The organism is Bacillus sp. RE35 (assembly GCF_052146655.1).
Lineage (GTDB): Bacteria > Bacillota > Bacilli > Bacillales > Bacillaceae_G > Bacillus_A > Bacillus_A cereus.
Window position 1 is genome coordinate 2,787,398 of record NZ_CP197377.1, and the last position, 21,595, is coordinate 2,808,992.

The window sequence follows — 21,595 nt, forward strand, 5'->3', positions numbered from 1 at the left end:
TTCCTGTTTTCTCCCAAGATTCATCCACTAATTATGACACCCCATACTATATACCTTTATAAACTCATTCGCAAACTATTCTATCTCCAAATTTGGTACATATTTCACATGACAAAATAATACGATTTGATTATATTACTCCACTTACATTTCCCTTCTTCAACTAACTCTTTAAATCTTAAAGTCATTACATCCCTTCATACATGAAAAAATTCTCCTGTTCATTAATATTATATTTGAATAATTATTCATTTGACCGACCAGCGATGTTACGTTTTCTCGACAAAAAAACTCGCTCTAAAAAGAGCGAGTTTTTTCATTATATATTATTGACCTTTGTACATTGCATCTACTTGTTTTTGAAGTTCCTCATTTTCTAAGAACTCATCATAAGTAGCCTCTTTATCGATTACACCGTTTGGTGTTACTTCGATAATGCGGTTTGCAATTGTTTGCACGAACTGATGGTCATGAGATGTGAATAAGATTGTACCTTTGAATGCAATTAAACCGTTATTTAATGCTGTGATTGACTCAAGGTCTAAGTGGTTCGTTGGATCGTCAAGTGTGATTACGTTCGCACCACTTAACATCATTTTAGATAACATACAACGAACTTTTTCGCCTCCAGATAATACAGAAACGTTCTTCTTAACTTCTTCACCTGAGAATAACATACGGCCTAAGAAACCACGTAAGAAGCTTTCAGACTCATCTTGTGGAGAGAATTGACGTAACCATTCAACTAAGTTGTAATCACTGTTCTCAAAGTACTTAGAGTTATCTCTTGGGAAGTAAGATTGAGAGGTTGTAACACCCCATTTGAATGAACCGCTATCCGGCTCCATTTCACCCATAAGAATTTTAAATAATGTTGTCATCGCAATATCGTTACGGCCGATAAATGCAACTTTATCACCTTTATTTAAAGTGAAGTACACATTATCTAACACTTTTTCACCATCAATTGTTTTAGAAAGACCTTCAACAGTTAATAAGTCATTTCCTACTTCACGCTCAGGTGTGAAGCCAACGAATGGGTAACGACGTGATGACGGTCTAATATCATCTAATGTAATTTTGTCTAATAATTTTTTACGAGAAGTTGCTTGTTTCGCTTTAGAAGCGTTTGAACTAAAGCGTGCAATGAAGTTTTGTAACTCTTTTACTTTCTCTTCTTTTTTCTTATTAGCATCTTGTGTTAATTTTAAAGCTAATTGGCTTGACTCATACCAGAAGTCATAGTTACCAACATAAAGTTGAATTTTACCGAAATCAAGGTCAGCCATGTGCGTACATACTTTATTTAAGAAGTGACGGTCATGGGATACTACGATAACTGTGTTTTCAAAGTTCATTAAGAAGTTTTCTAACCATTGAATCGCTTTTAAGTCCAAGTGGTTGGTAGGCTCATCTAATAATAGAATGTCAGGTTGACCGAATAAAGCTTGAGCAAGTAATACTTTTACTTTCTCTGCCCCAGTTAATTCTGACAATTTCTTATCATGAAGATCTTCACCAATACCTAAACCTTTAAGAAGAATTGCAGCTTCTGACTCAGCTTCCCAACCGTTAAGCTCAGCGAACTCACCTTCAAGTTCAGCAGCACGCATACCATCTTCATCACTAAAGTCTTCTTTCATGTAAATAGCATTTTTCTCTTGCATTACTTTGTAAAGTTGCGTGTGACCCATAATTACTGTTTCTAAAACTGGGAACTCTTCATATTCGAAATGGTTCTGTTTTAATACTGCTAGACGCTCACCTGGCGTAATATGTATGTCACCTGTTGATGGTTCAATTTCCCCAGATAAAATCTTTAGAAATGTAGATTTACCAGCACCGTTTGCTCCGATTAATCCGTAGCAGTTACCTGGCGTGAATTTTATGTTAACATCTTCAAATAATTTGCGATCCGCGAAACGCAAACTAACGTTACTTACTGTAATCATTTGTGTCCTCCTACTAATACCGCTTATTTCAGCGTTTTCTCACCGATTGTCTTAAAAAATCGCATATTACGACTCAATTATTGTAGACTATAGCTATTATATAGTAGAAGCTGGATGAATAGCAACGGTTGATTGCTATTCCTTTCTTTCCAAACTCGAATAAAACCTTTGTTTTTAATTAGATTAAAGTTACATACACGTTTTAAAGAGGATTCATTTTGAAAAAACATTTATAATTGGAGCATTATGTTTATCAATTGAAATAACACAATAATTTGTATGCATTTCGCATTATAAATAGCAAACTAAAACGCTCAGAAAATATTCTGAGCGTTTTCATTTCCTTCTCCAACTAAAGCACCAGGTAGTGTAAAAAGCTATTTCACCATTTGTATTGTTAACTTATCTTTTAACATTGACCTATATGAGTCAATTTCATATTTTGTATTATTGATTTTTTCTTTTTTCATTTTTAACATATCGAATATTTCTAACTCTAAATTCCTTCTAGCTTCAAGAACTTTTATCGCTCCTTCTACCCCTGAATGGTTATGTTCTTTCCCATAGCCTTGGTTCGTATAATAGTCGACAATTCCTGTGGACCATTCTGGATTTCTTTCTTTTAATGCCTTCCTAAATGAAAATTCAAGATCATCTTGTTCTACATAGAATAACATTGGATTTAAATTCTCTATGATTTTTGCAACTTTCATTACATAATTTATTATTTTTTCTTTTTGTTCACCGTATTTAATCATCCCAATTGTTAATGGATTTTGTATGAAACAACATTCAAAAATATAAACCTTATTATCTTCTAGAGCAATTTCAGCAAAGTCATTCCATTTGTCAGCAATTAATTCAACATTTTTATCGAATGGCAATTCATATATATCGTTTTTAAAAATATCATTACATAATTCGTCCGAAAACTGGTCACCAAACTCATTTTTTATCTTTCTGTATGGTAATAAATAATTGCTTCCTTTTTTTAAAACTCTTTTAAGAAGCACTTCTTTAAAATCTCCACTGTTAGATACTAATCTATCGAATTCAAATTTATTAAAACAAGATACACCATCATAGTCGGCGGGGTGATTCAAATTCCCCTCTAAAAATAGTTCAACTTCAATTTTATTTTGGCTTAGAATTTCATTTATTAGCTTTGCAGTGGTCGATTTTCCAAATCCAGGTAAACCTTCTACTATTATTAGTTTTGTATTCATATTTATAAATCCCTTCCTTCAAAGTATTTAACCAAGATTTAAAAAATTACTTACTCCACTGCAATCACTCCTTCAAAATACGATATTCAACATTTCCTTTGAAAAATCCTTCTTAAAGTAACCTGACCGTTAGTTTAAGAACATTTTTTTCACAATCTCTATCATTATTTTAACATAAATTTCCATTTACCTTTAAAAAAAGATAGTCCACCATTATTTGAGTGAACTATCTAAAGTAAGTTATATCTTTTAAATCAAATACTTTGTCAGTAATCCCCAATCGTTGCGCTGGTGTTTTTACTGTTTTCTTTTTCTCTTCCTTTGCAATTTAACTAGATAAAAGTACTTAAACAATGCAATAACAATTAAAAAAGGGATGCTAAATCATATGTGATTTACATCCCTAATTTGTGTGTTATTTTATATGTTCTCTCCCATAACTGAAACAGTTACTTTTAAAAGGGGATTCTTTTATTTTCTTTCACTTAATTTCTTTGCATAATTCTTCATTTTACTCGTTAAACCTATTAAAGCAGGTAACAATATTGGCATCACAATGATAGCTAATAGTAACAACGCAACGCCAACTACGGATGCTACTTGTATAAGCGTTAATACACCTGAAGGGATTAATGCAGCAAATGTACCACCTAAAATAAGTGCCGCTGATAATACGACTCCTCCGATATGACGAGAAGCAGTTACAATTTTCGTCGCTGGGTCCCCTTCTAACTCATTGTATCTCATCATTACAAAAATACTATAATCCACTCCTAAAGCGACAATCATTATGAAACTAAAGAATGGAACATTCCAGCTTAATGAATCTACATGTAAAATATGCGTACTAATTTGTTCACTTATCCCTAATGATGCAAAGTAAGCTAATAGTAACGATCCAATAATAAAGATGGTGTTTAATAATGAACGTGTAATCACAATTAATACAATCGCGATTCCAATTAACATAATTGTAGCTGTACGTAAGAAATCTTGCCCAGTTACTTCTTTTAAATCAACGTTTCTAGCTGTCGTTCCTCCGATTGCTGTTTTCGCATGATTTAATTCCGACCCCTTCAAAGTACCATCTATTGTGTTATTGATTTCTTGAATAATTGGCATCGCTTCTTTTGAATACGGATTTACGTCTAAAATGATTGTCATTTTAGCAGTCTTTCTATCATGTGACATGTACGTATTCAAAGCTTTTTGGAAATCTTCTCCCTCCAAAACTTCTTTTGGAATATAGAATTTCTCAGAGCTTTTTGATTCGTTCAGTTCTCCTAAATATTTCTGAGCATCCCCTAGGCCATTACTTACCTTTTCAAGGCCTTCTGTACTTTTAATTAGTCCGGATTGTAATTGACCCATCTGTTCTTGCAAGTCTTTCAGTCCGGTTAATAGCTGACCTTGCCCATCGTTTATTTTCGTTAATCCGGTTTGTAACTCAGATGACTTGTTCGCAATTTGTTTTGAACCTGAAGCACCTTCATTTAATCCATTTTTAAGATCAGCTGCTCCTTTTTGTAACTTAGTAACTCCATTGTTCATTTCTTTTAAGCCATTATCCACTTTCAATAACGATTGATTCGCTTCTTTAAATGATCCCATCGCCGCATTATGCTGCGCTTTCAATTTATTTAATTCATTTGAAAGCCCACCTAATTGCTTTTGAGCCTCTTTAGCAATTCCTATCGTCTGCAGAATGTTAGGATCATTTGCTAATTCTGGTTTCGTTTGAATGAAATTGGTCATTAACATTTCAATTTGTTCATAACCTTTCTTCGCACCGTCAATCGCTTGAGAAATACTTCCGAAGTATTGATCGTAAGAACTTAAACCTTTTTCTAACTGTGTATAGCCAGCATGAAGTTGTGAAGTTGCTTGAGATAATACACTTATATTTTCATTTACTGAAGTTAACCCACTCTCAATTTGCCGCGCACCTTGTGCTCCGTCATTTATGCCATTGGATAGTTGATTTAAAGCTGTTCCTAATGCTGATACACCACTTTTCGCTTCATTTGTTCCATCAATTAACTTTTGAACGTTCGCAAGACTATTTGAGTCCTTATTACCCATCTTATCTTTCGCAGTAGTTAATCCATCATTAATTTCCTTTATACCACCATTGGCATCTCCTAAACCTGTATTTAGTTCACCCGCTTGTTTATTTATATATAGTTCTTTAATCCTATCACCAGTTGGACGTGTCGGTGAATATACTTCTGAAACACCTTTTACTTTCAAAATCTTATCAGTTAGTTCATCTAAAGTTTGAAGCGAACTCGCCTCATCTAACTTGTTATTCGATTGAATGACTAACGTACTTGGTGAAGAAAAACCAGGTGGAAAATGTTCTTCTATTACGTTAATCCCCATTTTCGACTCATATTTATTGTCTACTTCAAATAAATCGTTGTAATTAAGTGTATTAGAATACTTTAATATGAAAGGAATTGATATCACGAATACAATAATTAAAGCTACAAATGGTCTCACTACTGAGTTTTTCGCAAAGAATCCCCATAGACGACTGTCTTCATGACCTTTAAATGTTTTAACGGGATAAAACATCCCTTTTCCTAAAAGCACCATAAAAAACGGATTTAACGTAGTTAATACTAGTAATAAAACTGCGACACCAATTGCTACCGCTGAAGTAGATTGATATAGTTTAAAACTCGCTAAAGCAAGAGATGCAAAACCAATTAGTACTGCTATCCCGCTATATAAAACGGTTTTCCCTGCCGATTTAAATGTTTCTTTCGTAGCCAAAAATGCGTTTTCTTGTTTACTTAATTCTTCTTTAAATCTCGTAAATAATAAAATGTTATAGTCTGTTCCAACCCCAAACAGGACAACAACGACAAACACTTGTGTAAAGTTAGAAAATGGAAAATTAAATTGATCTACTAAATGAGCAATAATCCCCATTGAAACTAAATATGATACCCCAACAGTAAGAAGAGAAACAATTGGAACAATAGGTGAACGGAATACAATGATTAATATTACAAGAATGAAAATGATTGAAATAACTTCAGTCTTTTTCACTCCCTCTTGAGAAGATGTAAGGAAATCTCCTGCTATTAAATCACTTCCTGTTAAGTACGTTGTTACCCCTTTCGTTTTCACTTTATTATGAAGGTTATTTGTAACTTTCGATATTTCACCATGCTTTTTATCTATCGATATTTGCGTTAAAATAGTCGTATTATCTTTAGAAACTAATTGTTTCTCTAATTCTTTATTATCTAAATGTGAAACAACTTCTTTAATTCCTAATTGTTCTTTTTCATTTTGCAAAGCGTTGATTGTTTTTATTATTTCCTCTTTTTGCTCAGTCGTTAAAGCTGTTTTACTGTCACTATTAAAAACAACTATAATGTCATACTTTTCTGTCCCGTCTTTATCCATTTCTTTTATCATTTTGTCAGCAATACTACTTTGTTCTGTATTAGGAATCGTAATGTGCCCTTTTTCTTTCACTAATTTATCCATATTAGGCATCGTTACAATCATTGTAATGGTAATAACTATCCATAATAGAAAAGATAAACTTCTCCAATTTTTCAGCTTGCTCATTTGCATCATCTCCCGCGATTAAAATTTACGTTAGTTACGGAATGAATATTCATTCCTATTATTCTATTACATTATTTTGTAAACTCTATTAAACTAGTCTTTCCGGAATGAATATTCATTCCTTTAGTTGCACAAATACCCTCTCCTACTCTCATTTTTTAATTCTATTTAGGAATGAATATTCATTCCTGTCCTTATAAAGCTATAGAATCAAATGATTCTAATAGCGTTCCAAGAGCTTTCTTCCAATTCTTTTACTAACTCTTTCGAGTATTCTAATTGCCCTGTTGCAATTACTTTCGTTAATTTTTCTAACGGTTGATATACAATAATAATTAAAGCAACTGGAGGCAATGGACGAAGCAAACCTTTTGCGATTCCATCTTCAATAATATTCATAAAGAAGCCTATAAAATCGTCAAATATTTTCTTACTCTGCTCATCAAGAAAATAACTATCACAGTGAGAATTTGTAAATAAAAAAGCATCCACATTGTTTCTCGCAAATTCAAATAAACGGTTATACGTATGACTAAACTGTTCACGAATATTTGCTTCAACAGGAAAATCCGTTTTTATCATTTCAGAAAGCTGTAACATACTTTTTGAAAATAATGAGTTAACAAGCGCCTCTTTATTTTCAAAATAGCGATAAATAGTACCCGCACCGACATTTGCTTTTTCAGCGATCATTGGAATTGTCGTACCATCGTAACCACGCTCTGCAAAAAGTTGCATCGCAGCATCAAAAATATCCTCTTGTTTGTTTTTAGCCATTTTTTCCACCTCTATTTTCAGGAATGAAAATTCATTCCGTTTTTAATTATAAATTACAGGGAATAAAAGTCAAGTGCGTGACAACGTATAGTTGCGATTCTATTCTCTTGTATGTGAATAAAATTATATCAGCGATTTTCAGGATATATCAACTTACCGACAAAAATTAATACAATGAGATGGAGCTATCCCAAAATTTTGTTCGAAACAACTCCATCTTATATGCAAATTAAAAGAAATCATAAATAAACGGCTTGCGCACTGGTACTACATTCTCAAATGCCCGTATTTCCTCTTCGCTTCCGCTAATTAATTCTAATTCATTTAGTTCTAATGGGCGTTTGTATCCAAGCAGTATTGTAGATAGTGCATTTATATCTAGCTTGATCCCTTTATCCATTGGTTCTTCTATAATTGCTATTTCATAATTTGCAAGTCTCACCGATACATTATTCCACGGTGCAAATGAATCTGTAATATGTAAAATGACTTCTTGTTGTACATTGTTCCAGTTTAACTCATACTGTTTTAAGAACTGCTCTACATCTACAATTCTTCCCATAAAATATGGTTTTATTTCTGTTTTCACACGTGGTTCTTGCAATGTATATAACAACTGTTCGTTTTCACTTACTGTCATTTCAAGCTCTTTAATCATAGAATCATGCTGGCAAATAAAATTCCATAGACCATTTCGTGCTTCATTATGCAGTGGAACAAATTCATCTACTGTCATTTTATAGTTTTCTATTTTATATAACATATAGCCGGCTGCACTTTTATTTTCATCGTAATAAATTGCTAATGTTAAATCCTCATAAACAGCTTGTAACCACCATTTTTCATTGCGAACTAGCATACCAGAAAAATGTTCTGCAAATGTTTCATAAAGCTTCTCGACCTCTTCTGGGTGATTTTCTTTATTGAAACGTTTCACAGTACCATTCACTTGTTTTTTCATAACTAAATCACTCTTTGTCAAATGACATACGAGAAGATTCGCACAAAGTTCCCAGCCGTATTTACGGTAAAATGTAACAGCAAATGGGTGTAACATAGAGACTGTAAAGCCATCTTTTTTCATTGTTTGAAGTGAATGTTGAAGTAGCTCTTTTACATACCCACTTCTTCTGTACTCTGGATACGTCGCTACTCCTGCAACGCCACCCATTTTAAATTTTTCTTTACCTATGTAAATATGAAACGGGATGAGGTGTAGTTTTGCAGCTAAGTCCTCACCTTCCATAATACCGTATACTTCATGACTTTCCTTCATCTTTGTAAGTTGCTGCTGTAATCGTTCCTCATCTACTTTATATTGAAAAGCGTATTCTGATAAACGTAATGCTTCTCTGAACTTATCTTCTTTTAATTGTATGACATTCATATAATTCTCCTCCATTCCCTGTTTGAATTGTATCATAATTCTTACTATTATAGTTCGGTAAGTGAAACTACAAGGACGTTTTAACAAAAAAAGCAGATACATCACGTATCTGCTTTCCATCCTTTTTATTTATCTAATTTTTGAAGTTCGTCAAAGAATGTAGGATATGATACACCTACTGCTTCTGCATCTTCAATAATTGTTTTTCCTTCTGCCAGGCAACCAGCAATTGCAAGCATCATTCCGATACGGTGATCACCATAACTATTTACTGTATTGCCTTTTAGAGCTGATTTTCCGTAAATGATCATACCGTCATCAGTTGCTTCTATGCGAGCTCCTAGTTTCGTTAATTCAGCAACGACTGTATCAATACGGTTTGTTTCTTTTACTTTTAATTCGTGTGCATCTTTAATTACTGTAATTCCTTCTGCTTGCGTTGCCGCTAATGCGATTACAGGAATCTCATCGATTAATCTAGGGATAATATCTCCGCCAATTTCAATTCCTTTTAATGAAGATGTTTCGATTGTAATATTTGCAGCTGGTTCCGATGCCCCTTCGTTAATTAGATCTACAGTGAACGTAGCACCCATTTTTTCTAAAACATCAATAATACCGGTACGGGTTGGATTCATCCCTACATTTTGTAATACTAGTTTACTATTTGGGATGATTGCACCTGCTACTAAGAAAAATGCTGCTGATGATACGTCACCTGGCACTTGAATGTCTGTTGCTGTTAATTTTTGTCCACCTGACAGCTTCACTGTTTTCCCTTCGCGAGTTACTTTAACACCAAATGCTTCAAGCATTCTTTCCGTATGGTCGCGGGAAATATGTGGTTCTGTAACAGCTGTTACACCTTCTGCACGAAGACCTGCAAGTAAAATAGCTGACTTTACTTGTGCACTTGCAACAGGAGAAATATATTCAATTGCTTTTAAATCTCCACCACGTATTGTTAACGGTGTAAATGTTCCTTCTTCTCGGCCGTCTATGTTTGCGCCCATTTGTTTTAATGGGTTTGTTACACGCTTCATCGGTCTTTTTGCGATAGATTCATCACCTTGTACGCAAGAGAAAAATGGTGTGTTAGCTAGTATACCTGACATTAATCGGATTGTTGTACCAGAATTACCAACATCTAATACAGCTTTCGGTTCTTGTAAACCTTCTAATCCTTTACCAACTACAGTAACCTCATCACCGTTTTGCGTAATTTCTACTCCCATTTCTTTAAAACATGAAATCGTACTTAAACAGTCTGCACCGGGCAAGAAACCTTTAATTGTTGTTTTCCCTTCTGCAATAGAACCGAACATAACAGCACGGTGTGAAATGGATTTATCACCTGGGATTGTAATATTGCCATTCAATCCGTTATTAACAGGTTGTATTGTTCTTTCTTTCACGTTTTTCACCTTCTCATTTAAATTGTTTCATAAGTTTGGTATTCTTCTTCTCCAAGCGCTAGCTTTGCTTTCATACGATCTTCTTCCCTTTGGAAGCTAATACGTAATACCCCAAGCAGTCCTTCACGCGCTTCTAATATTTGCAAGTTCGTAATACTAATTTCCTCGCGCGCTAAAATACTCGTAATATGAGCCAATGCCCCCACCTTATCTAATACATCGACGTATAAGTCGTGATAGGCAGGAATTGCCCCTCTCTTTCTTACTGGTAAAGAATCACGGTATTCTTTCGCATCTGCAAAATAGTTTTGAATCTCGCCTGCATCTCCGGTAGAAACTGTTTTATATAAATCTTCCATTTCAGAGATCCACTCTTTTAATAATACCATTAAATGCTCTCGATTTTGCTTTACAATATCACTCCACATTTTCGGACTACTAGATGCGATACGTGTAATGTCTTTAAACCCTCCAGCAGCTAGCTGATGAATGAGCGGATTATCTCCTGCATGTTTCTCTACTTGCTTCACTAAACCTGCTGCGATAAGGTGCGGGAAATGACTAACGATCCCTGTTACATAGTCATGTTCTTCTGTATTTAAAACAAGGAAATGTGATCCCGTTCCTTTTAACCAATCTTTTAACTCTTCCACTTGTTCATTTGGCACATGATGCATAGGTGTTAAAATGTAAAATGCATTTTCAAATAAATGCGCTTTTGCACTTTCAACTCCCGTTTTATGAGAACCTGCCATTGGATGTCCACCAATGAAAGATACTTCCTTTGAAAATAAAGTTTCTGCTTCATTCATAATCGTGCCTTTTGTACTACCAACATCAGTCACTATAACATCTTCTCGTAAACGGAATGACGCAAGTTTGTGTAATAGCTTCTTCGTTTCTTCAACTGGAGAAGCAAAAATAATTAAATGTGCCTCTTCACATGCATGCTGTAAATTAATTGCTATTTCATCTACTACATGTAATTCTTTTGCACGCTCTACTTGTTCTTGAAATATATCATAACCTGTTATCGTTACATCGTGCTCTTTCTTAATTGCTAATGCGAGAGAGCCTCCGATTAAACCAGTTCCAATTAATACTACCTTTTTACGCATTTTCCTCATCTCGAGACTTTCTTTTTTTATTTTCAAAGTGTTGTTGTAACACTGAAATCACCCCTTCATTTTGCTCCCTTGTTCCAACTGTAATACGGACACCATTTGGGAATGGACGAATAATAAACCCTGCATGTGCACAAGCTTCATAAATCTCTCCTGCATTCTCAACTGGCAAGAAGATGAAATTTGTTTGCGATGGATAAAATGGAATTTCATTTTCCTTACAAAAGCTTTCGTATTGTTGTAATCCCTCTGTATTCACACGAACTATTTCTTCAATAAACTCGTTATCACCAAAAGCAATCGTAGCTGCTTTTTGCGCTAATGAAGATACGTTAAATGGTAAACGTACGACATTTAATTTCTCAATTAGCTCTTCCTGTCCGATCGCATATCCAACGCGGAAAGAAGCTAATCCGTATGCTTTAGAAAACGTTCTAAGTACAAGAATGTTTTTATGTTTTTCTAAAAGCGGTAATGTCTCAGGGAAATCTTTTGCTGTTACGTATTCATAGTACGCTTCATCAATGACAATTAACGTATTTTCACTAATACCTTCAATGAATTGAGTCAATTTTCGGTCATTCACATATGTGCCTGTTGGATTGTTCGGGTTACAAATCCATACAATTTTTGTATCGTTATCTACTACTGAAGAAATTTCTTCTAAGTCGTATACACCGTTATTTAACGCAACTTCCTTCACTTCGCAACCTTCTATAATTGCATGATGACGGTACTGCGGGAATGTTGCACCTGCTGTTACAATGTTATCTCCCGCTCGTAATACGGCGCGGCTTATTATTTGAATGATTTCATCTAAACCACTACCACAAAGTACTTGTTCCATTTGCACATGCAACTTATCTGCAATTGTTTGACGGAGCGTTGTAGCACCTCCGTCAGGATATAAAGCATGTTCCAACCAAGAGTTTTGCAACTCTTCTAAAACTCTTGATGAACAACCAAATGGATTTTCATTCGATGCTAATTTCACAAACGAATGATCTCCGTACACTTCTTTCATTTGTTCTGGTGATTTACCTGGTTTATATGGTTGTAATGATGATAGTTGATCTTTTACTTGCAAGTTAAACCCACCTTTTTATTAAAATTCTTTTGCGTAGTTATTGTGTTGCATAATGTTTTGTTTTAATAATTCCATACGATCTTTTCCGAATTGTTCGACTAGTGCATCTGCAAGTTCCCATGCCACAACAGATTCAGCTACTACACCCGCCGCTGGTACTGCGCAACTATCAGATCTTTCAATACTCGCTTGGAATGCTTCTTTCGTATCAATATCAACGCTTGCTAACGGTTTGTATAAAGTAGGAATTGGCTTCATCACGCCCCTTACGATAATTGGCATACCTGTTGTCATACCGCCTTCTAAACCACCGGCATTATTCGTTTTTCTCGTGTATCCTTTTTCTTCATCCCACAGAATTTCATCATGCACTTTGCTTCCTGGTTGTCGTGCCGCTTCAAAACCTACGCCGATTTCAGCACCTTTAAATGCATTTATACTCATAATTGCACCAGCAAGTTTTGCATCTAATTTACGATCGTAATGAACGTAACTACCAACTCCAATTGGCATACCTTCTGCAATGACTTCCACAATACCACCGATTGAATCTCCACTACTTTTTGCGTTGTCAATCGCATTCATCATTTCTTGCTCTACTTCTTTATCTAAACATCGAACTGGTGAGTTTTCAGTAATTGTTTGAATTTCTTCAATCGATAAGTTTGAAATATGTTTTGCTTTTACTCCACCAATTTCAAGAACATGCCCTGCAATTTCCACGCCTAATTCGCTTAAAATTTGTTTTGCAACTGCACCAGCAGCTACACGAACTGTCGTTTCTCTTGCAGATGACCGCTCTAATACGTTTCTTATATCACGATGACCATATTTAATTGCTCCATTTAAATCTGCATGTCCGGGACGTGGTTTTGTAATTGTACGTTTCATGTCTTTACTTTCTTTTTCCGAAATTGGCTCTGCACCCATTACTTTCGTCCAATGTTTGAAATCATCATTTTTTACAATTAACGTAATCGGTGATCCAAGTGTCATCCCGTGACGAACACCACTTACAATTTCAACTGTATCTGTTTCAATTTGCATACGTCTTCCGCGTCCATGACCTTTTTGTCTTCTTAATAATTCTTTATTAATATGTTCCGCCGTAAGTGTCAAACCTGCTGGTACACCTTCTAAAATAACTGTTAACTGCGGTCCATGTGATTCTCCAGCTGTAATGTATCTCATTTCTCTTGCTCCTTTACTATTTTTTTGTACAAAAAAGTCCCTACTGAGCGCTCAGTAGGGACGATGTTTATCGCGGTACCACCCTAGTTGTAGACTTCTTTCGTCTACCTCTCTTCTTCTTTAACGATCGTTTGACCGTCTTACCCTCCAAAAGTTGTCGGGAAAGATGCTCCAAGGCTGTAATTCATGCTTACCTTTGTACTGATTCACACCGACCATCAGCTCTCTTTAACAGTGAGATAAGCACTACTGTTTCCTCTTCAACGCATATATGATATGGAATTAAGATAATTTATTTTTGAAACCTTTTAACTCATCCATGAATCTATGGAATTCTGGAATGTCCATTTGTTGTGCAGAATCTGATAATGCAACTGCTGGATCTGGATGAACTTCAGCCATTACTGCATCTGCGCCAATTGCAAGTGCCGCTTTCGCTGTTGGTAATAATAAATCTCTGCGTCCAGTTGAATGTGTTACATCAACGATAACTGGTAAATGTGTTTCTTTCTTTAAAATTGGTACTGCAGAAATGTCTAATGTGTTACGTGTTGCTCTTTCGTATGTGCGGATACCGCGCTCACAAAGAATAATTTGATCGTTACCTTGCGCAATGATGTATTCCGCTGCGTTAATGAACTCATCAATTGTTGCTGCTAATCCACGTTTTAATAATACTGGTTTGTTAACTTTACCTACAGCTCGTAATAAATCGAAGTTTTGCATGTTACGTGCGCCAACTTGAATTACATCAACGTAGTCTAATGCCATTTCAACATCGTTCGGATTTAAAATTTCACTAATAATTGCTAAGTCAAACTCGTCTGCTACTTGACGTAAAATTTGAAGTCCTTCTACTCCCAAACCTTGGAAATCATATGGAGAAGTTCTCGGTTTGAATGCACCACCGCGCATTAATTTTAAGCCTTGGTCTTTCATCGCTTGCCCTACTTGACGAACTTGTTCTAAACTTTCTACTGCACAAGGTCCCATGATGAACGTTTGTGTTCCGTTTCCAATCAATTCACCTTTTACATCAACGATTGTATTTTCTTGTTTCTTTTTACGTGATACTAGTAACGCTTTACGGTTATCATCTTCTTGTAACTCTAAGCTTGCTTTGAAAATCGTTTTGAAAATATGTTGAACTGTTGATGTTTCGAATGGTCCTTCGTTATGCTCTGCAATCATATCAAGTACTTCACGCTCACGTACTGGATCAAAGCGTTTCGTACCTTGTACTTGCTTTTGCTCTCCAATTTTTTGAACAATTTCACCACGTTTGTTTAAAAGGTGTAATAGTTGTAAGTTAATTTCATCTACCTGTTTACGTAATTGATCTAATTCATGATTTGCCATTTGGAAATCCTCCTCTAATGTTTTAAAAGTATAGTAAGAGAATAAAAAATTCTCTATTTTCTGAACTGACTAATTATACAAATTCATAGTGGAATCGATACCTCTTCTTATTTTAAACTGATAATTCTTACAAAGACATGAACTACTAGTTAAAAACCCACTTTTTTGTACAAAAAAGCCCTACTGATCCAATCAGTAGGGACGATATTTATCGCGGTACCACCCTAGTTGTAGACTTCTTTCGTCTACCTCTCTTCATTGTTAACGATCATCTGACCGTCTTTCCCTTCATAAAGACAATACTATCTTTACTACGAAAAAGATGCTCCAGGACTGTAATTCGCTCTTGTTTATGTACTGGTTTGCACCAACCACCAGCTCTCTGTTACAGGGAAACAACAACTACTGCTTTTCCTTTCAATGCATGACTATTTAATTTTCAAGTTGAACCACTAAAATACAAAAAGTCCCTACTGAATAAATCAGTAGGGACGATATTTATCGCGGTACCACCCTAGTTGTAGACTAACTTTCCGTCTACCTCTCTTCACTGTTAACGATCAATTGACCGCTTTTTCCTCATAAAGACAAACTATCTTTATTACGAAAAAGATGCTCCAAGACTGTAATTCATGATTATCCCTGTACTGGTTCACACCAACCACCAGCTCTCTGTTACAGTAAGACTAACCACTACTGTGATCTCTTCATTGCACTTTGTTTATTCAAATGTTTTTGAAATTGAATAAGTATGATTCGTATTATAGAACGCTTTTCAAAACACTGTCAACAACTTTTTATATATTTTTTAAAATTCCACTTTCGTCCTATAATTCTTTTTGTAAATCACCCATTACAATTCCTATGCGAATTATTTCATTTTCTAGTAAATGTAAAACATATTCCTCTACTTCATACTGAACTAATAATTCTTTTATTTTTATGATTTCTTTTTCAAATAAAACGGCTTCGTGACATGTTTGTAGTAAAATAAAAAACACATTTGCAAATATTTCTTTATGCGCTTTCATACTTTCTTTTTTATGAAGCATTTCAATCAATAACTGCTTCATTTCCTCACCTGCACATTTACCATGTACACTTGAAAATGCACGAGACATAATACATAATCCTTTTTCTAATATTTCATCCATGTATAAAATAATACGTAAAAGCATTACATATTCTCTTGCAGTTATCTCACCCATTTTTGGTCGTTCTCGCAAAAATACACTGAGCCAAGCTGTCCAAAATTTTTGTTGTTCTTTTACACTTAATGTTTTGACGTAATAGCATAAAAACTGCATAAACTTAATTTTATTTTCTTCATTTTCTAGTATGAGTAACGGGTATAACCAATCTGTTTTTTGATCCCAATATAGTACACATTTAATAAATACAAAGCTAAGCCACTTCAAGAAAGCTTCTCTCGTATGCGGATGTAATACTTCCAAATGTTCTATCGCATACTTAATAAATCGCTTCATTTCTGTAAATAAAGGTAGATTTATTTGCGTGTAACATAAGCCGGCCCATGCATATTCCGTAATCTCATTTTGTTTTTTTAAATCTAAGTATGGTAACAAATATTTTCGGCACCATTGTTTTTCAATATGATATAGGAATGTAATATCTGCTATTAAACGAGCAAACATAAAGTTTGTTCGTTCCGAATTAACTCTTACTTGTTCTTCAAATAAAAATAAATATTCATATACATTACGATCGTATAAATGATCATATGATAACAACTTTAATAATACAGCCGTCATTTTTCCAACTGGATGCTGAATTGATTCATTATAAAAATCTTGTTTCCCAAGCTTAAAGTCTGTATCACTCTTCATAACTTGAGGAAACACTGAAAATGCAAATCGTTTTACAACACGTATACTATTCTCTTCTAATTCTTCTAGTCGATTACTAATTTCATATAGAAAACTACTAATTAACCAATGAAAAGCAGTATTTCTAACAAATTTCTGCAATAGCGGAATAATTTTTTGGATTTGCTCATTCGTCAATCCTCGATTATTTCGCCATTCTCTAATACAAACAAACCATAATTCATTACTTATTTCTTGCACTCCTACTAATTGGTATGCAAATGAAATACTCCACTCTGTGTTTAATTTACATGCTTTTGATAACATCTCTAAAAAATGGCGTTGTTCAAAAACACCATCTTGCGAAAATTGCTGAACTTGCTTCATAATTTCAACATCTTTCAGCTGCAATAATCCGTCAGCAGTTACATTACAAGTAATGCTTTCTGCTGTATCCTCTTTCTTTTGTACACTGTATCGTTCAGAATGAAAATGAGGATGCTTTTGCTTCATTAACTCATACCCATTTGCCGTAGATGGGCTATTCGAATCACACTTGAATAATAAGTCTAATACGAGACATGCATCAAATACCCGCTCTTCTGTAAGATGCTTTATTACAGTTCGAGTGACTTCTTCTTTTGTTTTTTCTAAACAATGTGCATAATGCCTTTTTAAAAGTTGAAAAACTTCGTGTTTATAAGTGAAATCTAAAAGAAGTCCTTCATGTAACAACCATTTCATTTTGTCATCTACACGAACAAAAATATTTTTATTCATCGCATCAATTGCAATTCGCTTTTGAAGTACGCTATTTGCTTCTATCATTTCTGTAATATAATAATCCGCTTTTTTCTCATTGTTTTCGCATAAATAAGTTAGACACTCTTTTACAATTCGTATTAAAAATGCAAGATCATTTTGATGAAACTCTTTCACTACATTTTCCTTATTTCTTTTTTTCAGTGCCGTTTGTCTTAACGACAACATTCTCAATTTTTCTAATCCAATCATCATAATTGGAACAGCATAATAAGCGATATATGGCCTCATCTTTTCGTTCCAAATTTGCTCCACATGAGAAAATGTAGATACTGGTAAGCGACTCGATTCCTCGAGTTCTATTGATTCTTGCGTATCATTTCCCCATTTTCTTACACGTTTCAACTTCAGTTTTCCGTCTAAAATAAAAGTTAGTAACAATAAGGCAATTTCTTTATGCTCAGGAAAAGAACATTTTTGCAGTAACTTAGAAATCTTTTCTATAGAGCTACTATCTTTTTCAGCTGTTTCTAATAAAAGGAGTGTCCACCTTGCAAACAACAACGGGTCCATCTTACTCTTCGTTTCGTTTAAGTAGTTACAAATTGTTCTCCATAATAACGGTGATATTTTAGAATAGTTTTTATAAATTAATTGAAATAATTCTTTCTGATGACTAAAAAGAAATTGTTCCACTAACCATTCTGCAAGTAATTCATCTACTTCATTATAGTTTGGCGTAAGCATAAACAAATTTTGTAATTTACCTTCTGCTTCTAACCATTCGACCCATTCATAATCATGAGCAAATTCCACAAAGTAACGTACTGTTTCAATTTTTTTAATCGATTGCTTTATGTATGATAATTGTTCCTGTTCTACTGACGGGGGAACCGTTACAATATCCCGAATACGCATTCTTTTCGTAATATAATTATCACCCATTAATTCAGCCCAGCGTTTTACCGCTTTTACAAGGGATTGATGATTATTCACCTTATTCGGATACACAATTGGTCTTATCCCCAAATGTTCCCAGTGGTATGTATTTTCTCCTTGTGCGACAAAAGCAAATCGTCTTGTACTTGGTGGTAAACCAGTTGCTAAATATTTCATTACTGGGTCATTATGACTATATCCAACGAATAAAACGGTGTAATTTGAGAATAGATCAACTAAAAACCTTCTCGCCCACCCTTCCGTTAAGTAAGCCCTTCCAAAATCACCATCTGTTAAAATTAAAGCCTCTTTCTCTTGTTCTACATTACCATGTATGTAAGCAAGACCTTTAAAAGCTCTCCCAGTCGGTAAAGCTGGAGCGTAATAAACATTGATATCTCTATTTATTTCTTTAATTGCAGTTGTAAAATGTTGATCAAAATTTGTTGTTACAATGCGGATATCTGTATCTAAAGGAAATAACCTTGGAATTGCATAATGCAATGGATTCGGTTTTGATTTCTCTATATGAACGAGATCTCTTGCGACTTGATGTACATCTTTTGTTTTCGCAATTTTGCCAAGATAATAATCATGTGGCTCTGTTATTTCACGTTTTTCGACATATAACGTTTTTGCAATTTCATCAACTAAATCATCAAAATTCGGTAAGTTTGATTTCCCTTTCATAGAAACTCCCGCTCCAACAAATAATACTAACTTTCCTTGCTCAAGGTGATCAATTAACTCATCTGGAATTTCTACTTCTGAAGTAATCCACATCTTGGATTCCCCCTTACCTAAAAATGTCATACACTCTCATTTTACTATAACATTTTTTCATTGTTTTTATAATATTTAGACTAAATTCCGAACATGAAAAAGTTTTATGTAAATAAATCCGTTACAATGTATGAACTCCAGAATTTATTGAAAAACTATGTATAAATCGGAGGTGTAAATTTTGAATGATTTCACAGTAGTGCTTATCAAGTTTATATCGTGCATTATCGCATTTAGCATTGGGCTTGCTTTATTTTTCCCTGCAACGTTTGTTCAAATTATTTCATTCAGTCTCTTTGTTACAATCGTATCCTACATGTTCGTTGATAAAATTATTTTAAATCGAATTGGCAATACTGGTGCCATTATGTCGGATTTCTTATTAACATATTTAAGCGTATGGATTTTCGGTAATATTTTATTAGACAACTATATGCAAATTGCATGGGGCAGTATCCTTTCTGCCATCGTCTTCACTTTATCTGAAGTAATCGTTCATCGCTTCTCTAACTCTCATACAAGGCACAACAATGATAACATTCGTATTAATCGCCGCTTTGCATATGGTACAGAGTTTGCTGAAGAACAAAATATATTGGATAAAGATAAGAAAAAGTAACGTTTTAATGCAGGAGCGCCCTTTTTAATTATGTGGTGCTCCTTTTTTGTATTTTTTCATTATGGTACGTGAAATTATATAAGTGATTATTTCAAAATACCGACTTACTAACAATATTTGACGCTATTTTTTCTAATAAAAACTGCCTCTTATTTAGAGGCAGCCACTTTTAAGTCTTTTACTGCAACAACATCCGCAAACGCTCCCAATACTGCGTTATGATGTTTCACAATATCTTCAGCACGTAACACTTCTGTATTAAATGTACTATGCGCATCACTCACTAACGTTACTTTATACCCTTCACTACATGCTCTGCGCGTTGTCGTATCTACACAATACTCTGTTTGCATTCCCGAAAGAATAACGTGTTCAATTCCTTTCTCTTGTAACACTTCGCTTAAGTTTGTATTATGGAATGAATCTGGAGTCGTCTTTTCAACTATATTATCTCCTTCTTGCGGAGCGATGGCCGCATGGATTCGCCATCCATCCGTACCTTTTTCTAACGGATGGTCTTTAGGACCGTTATGTTGGATATAAATAACTGGAATATCATTTGAACGACATTCCCTAATAAGCTCTTGCAATGTTTGTAAAAACTTCCCCCCATTATGTACTGGCATTCCAGCTGTATACATTCCCGCTTGCACATCAATTACGATTAATGCTTTTTTCATTTCACACATCCCCCTTTATTTGTATAAGCCATTATTATTGTTTATATTCCATCATCCAACAATCTTCTAATTTCCCCTCATGCAACTCATGTTCCTTTAAAATCTTTACTTTTTTAAATCCACTTTTTTCATAACACTTTATTGCTCGTTCATTATTTACTTTCGGATCCATTGCAATTGCTTCTGCTCCCATTTCACCCATAATATATGTAATTGCTGCCTGAACGAGTTTTGTTCCAATTCCCTTTCCCCAATAGGCTGGTTCACCGATAAATTGGTCCATACCCCATACATTTTGTGATTCTTTATAGCCATATAACGCTTTCCACTCTGAATCCACTGGGTACATTTGTATGTAACCAATCGGAATGGTATCAAATTCTATTAAACATCTTTTTTCATTACTGTTTGGACTATGTATAAAATGATCAAGCACCTTTTCTACAGATTGCGGATTATCTCGTCCTTCGTAATACCGCAGGACTGCTGGGTCCGTTAACCATTTAGAAATGATAGATGCATCATCTTCCATTACGTATCTAATCAATAAACCTTCTTTTTGAAAAAGCATATTATACCTCTATTATTTCTTTATATTTTTTCTTGCTGTTACATCTTTCATTGCACCTACTAATGCATATGGTAGTAATGTAATCGCAAAAAATGCTGTAAATACGTTAAGTTGCGGGATTGTATAGAGTGTGAACCATTCAGTGAAAAATTGAGAATTTAATATTCTATTAAAAAACTCTCCGCCTGGCCTAAAGTTTGGCGCCCACGCAGTGATTTCACACAAAATAAAGTGAAACTTTAATCAGTGGGGGTTTTGTTCATCCCCCACTGATTATTAGTTGAACCAATCGGGCTTTTACGGGCAGTT

General features: G+C 34.5%; 14 protein-coding genes, 1 pseudogene and 3 other annotated features. Of the genes and pseudogenes, 1 reads left to right on the plus strand and 14 read right to left on the minus strand.

Translation table 11 applies throughout. The features are described 5' to 3' along the window. Positions 1-326 precede the first annotated feature (326 nt). The 11 genes from ACTL4X_RS14510 to ACTL4X_RS14560 form a co-directional block, all read right to left on the minus strand. A complete protein-coding gene (locus ACTL4X_RS14510) occupies positions 327-1,952 on the minus strand; it encodes an ABC-F family ATP-binding cassette domain-containing protein (protein ID WP_000633864.1) in 1,626 nt (541 codons plus the stop codon). Positions 1,953-2,329: 377 nt separating this feature from the next. Next, positions 2,330-3,178, minus strand: coding sequence for a hypothetical protein (locus ACTL4X_RS14515; protein WP_001093195.1), 849 nt, complete (start codon positions 3,176-3,178; stop codon positions 2,330-2,332). A 471-nt stretch (positions 3,179-3,649) separates the two neighbouring features. Continuing rightward, positions 3,650-6,766 (minus strand): MMPL family transporter, encoded by a 3,117-nt coding sequence (locus ACTL4X_RS14520; RefSeq protein ID WP_441394910.1) that lies wholly within the window; start codon positions 6,764-6,766, stop codon positions 3,650-3,652. 210 nt (positions 6,767-6,976) lie between these two features. After that, positions 6,977-7,543 carry a TetR/AcrR family transcriptional regulator gene (locus ACTL4X_RS14525; RefSeq protein ID WP_001107309.1) on the minus strand — a complete coding sequence of 189 codons (567 nt, stop codon included), beginning with the start codon at positions 7,541-7,543 and terminating at the stop codon, positions 6,977-6,979. A gap of 229 nt (positions 7,544-7,772) precedes the next feature. After that, a complete protein-coding gene (locus ACTL4X_RS14530; RefSeq protein WP_001100928.1) occupies positions 7,773-8,930 on the minus strand; it encodes a GNAT family N-acetyltransferase in 1,158 nt (385 codons plus the stop codon). Positions 8,931-9,055: 125 nt separating this feature from the next. Next, entirely contained in the window at positions 9,056-10,345 is a 1,290-nt protein-coding gene (gene aroA, locus ACTL4X_RS14535) for a 3-phosphoshikimate 1-carboxyvinyltransferase (RefSeq protein WP_025687154.1), read from the minus strand. Positions 10,346-10,362: 17 nt separating this feature from the next. Beyond that, complete coding sequence (gene tyrA, locus ACTL4X_RS14540) at positions 10,363-11,463, minus strand: prephenate dehydrogenase (RefSeq protein WP_025687153.1); 1,101 nt, start codon at positions 11,461-11,463, stop codon at positions 10,363-10,365. Beyond that, positions 11,456-12,556, minus strand: a complete 1,101-nt coding sequence (gene hisC / locus ACTL4X_RS14545) for a histidinol-phosphate transaminase (protein ID WP_441394911.1) — start codon at positions 12,554-12,556, stop codon at positions 11,456-11,458. The genes tyrA and hisC overlap by 8 nt, the downstream gene beginning before the upstream one ends. A gap of 18 nt (positions 12,557-12,574) precedes the next feature. Next, positions 12,575-13,747, minus strand: a complete 1,173-nt coding sequence (gene aroC / locus ACTL4X_RS14550; protein ID WP_001269424.1) for a chorismate synthase — start codon at positions 13,745-13,747, stop codon at positions 12,575-12,577. Positions 13,748-13,800: 53 nt separating this feature from the next. Beyond that, positions 13,801-14,020: a binding site (T-box leader), on the minus strand. A 9-nt stretch (positions 14,021-14,029) separates the two neighbouring features. After that, positions 14,030-15,106, minus strand: coding sequence for a bifunctional 3-deoxy-7-phosphoheptulonate synthase/chorismate mutase (locus tag ACTL4X_RS14555; RefSeq protein ID WP_001273575.1), 1,077 nt, complete (start codon positions 15,104-15,106; stop codon positions 14,030-14,032). 194 nt (positions 15,107-15,300) lie between these two features. Beyond that, positions 15,301-15,536, minus strand: a binding site (T-box leader). Between the two features lie 54 nt (positions 15,537-15,590). Then, positions 15,591-15,826 (minus strand) — a binding site (T-box leader). 107 nt (positions 15,827-15,933) lie between these two features. Further along, a complete protein-coding gene (locus tag ACTL4X_RS14560; RefSeq protein WP_441394912.1) occupies positions 15,934-19,416 on the minus strand; it encodes a DUF4020 domain-containing protein in 3,483 nt (1,160 codons plus the stop codon). Between the two features lie 181 nt (positions 19,417-19,597). On the opposite strand from ACTL4X_RS14560, the gene ACTL4X_RS14565 reads away from it, so the two are divergent. Beyond that, positions 19,598-20,035, plus strand: a complete 438-nt coding sequence (locus ACTL4X_RS14565) for a YndM family protein (RefSeq protein ID WP_000997702.1) — start codon at positions 19,598-19,600, stop codon at positions 20,033-20,035. 149 nt (positions 20,036-20,184) lie between these two features. Here the strand turns inward: ACTL4X_RS14565 and ACTL4X_RS14570 are convergent, their stop codons facing one another. The 3 genes and pseudogenes from ACTL4X_RS14570 to ACTL4X_RS14580 all read right to left on the minus strand — a co-directional run. Next, a complete protein-coding gene (locus tag ACTL4X_RS14570; protein ID WP_000709539.1) occupies positions 20,185-20,715 on the minus strand; it encodes a cysteine hydrolase family protein in 531 nt (176 codons plus the stop codon). A gap of 34 nt (positions 20,716-20,749) precedes the next feature. Then, positions 20,750-21,286, minus strand: coding sequence for a GNAT family N-acetyltransferase (locus ACTL4X_RS14575; RefSeq protein WP_000898772.1), 537 nt, complete (start codon positions 21,284-21,286; stop codon positions 20,750-20,752). A 12-nt stretch (positions 21,287-21,298) separates the two neighbouring features. Further along, positions 21,299-21,517, minus strand: a pseudogene (locus tag ACTL4X_RS14580) (YfzA family protein); the annotation flags it as partial. Positions 21,518-21,595 lie beyond the last annotated feature (78 nt).

Excerpts from the sequence above, each read along its gene's own strand:
- ACTL4X_RS14510 (WP_000633864.1), bottom strand. The coding sequence starts at position 1,952 with ATGATTACAGTAAGTAACGTTAGTTTGCGTTTCGCGGATCGCAAATTA.
- ACTL4X_RS14515 (WP_001093195.1), bottom strand. The coding sequence starts at position 3,178 with ATGAATACAAAACTAATAATAGTAGAAGGTTTACCTGGATTTGGAAAA.
- ACTL4X_RS14520 (WP_441394910.1), bottom strand. The coding sequence starts at position 6,766 with ATGAGCAAGCTGAAAAATTGGAGAAGTTTATCTTTTCTATTATGGATA.
- ACTL4X_RS14525 (WP_001107309.1), bottom strand. The coding sequence starts at position 7,543 with ATGGCTAAAAACAAACAAGAGGATATTTTTGATGCTGCGATGCAACTT.
- ACTL4X_RS14530 (WP_001100928.1), bottom strand. The coding sequence starts at position 8,930 with ATGAATGTCATACAATTAAAAGAAGATAAGTTCAGAGAAGCATTACGT.
- tyrA (WP_025687153.1), bottom strand. The coding sequence starts at position 11,463 with ATGCGTAAAAAGGTAGTATTAATTGGAACTGGTTTAATCGGAGGCTCT.
- aroC (WP_001269424.1), bottom strand. The coding sequence starts at position 13,747 with ATGAGATACATTACAGCTGGAGAATCACATGGACCGCAGTTAACAGTT.
- ACTL4X_RS14555 (WP_001273575.1), bottom strand. The coding sequence starts at position 15,106 with ATGGCAAATCATGAATTAGATCAATTACGTAAACAGGTAGATGAAATT.
- ACTL4X_RS14560 (WP_441394912.1), bottom strand. The coding sequence starts at position 19,416 with ATGTGGATTACTTCAGAAGTAGAAATTCCAGATGAGTTAATTGATCAC.
- ACTL4X_RS14570 (WP_000709539.1), bottom strand. The coding sequence starts at position 20,715 with ATGAAAAAAGCATTAATCGTAATTGATGTGCAAGCGGGAATGTATACA.
- ACTL4X_RS14575 (WP_000898772.1), bottom strand. The coding sequence starts at position 21,286 with ATGCTTTTTCAAAAAGAAGGTTTATTGATTAGATACGTAATGGAAGAT.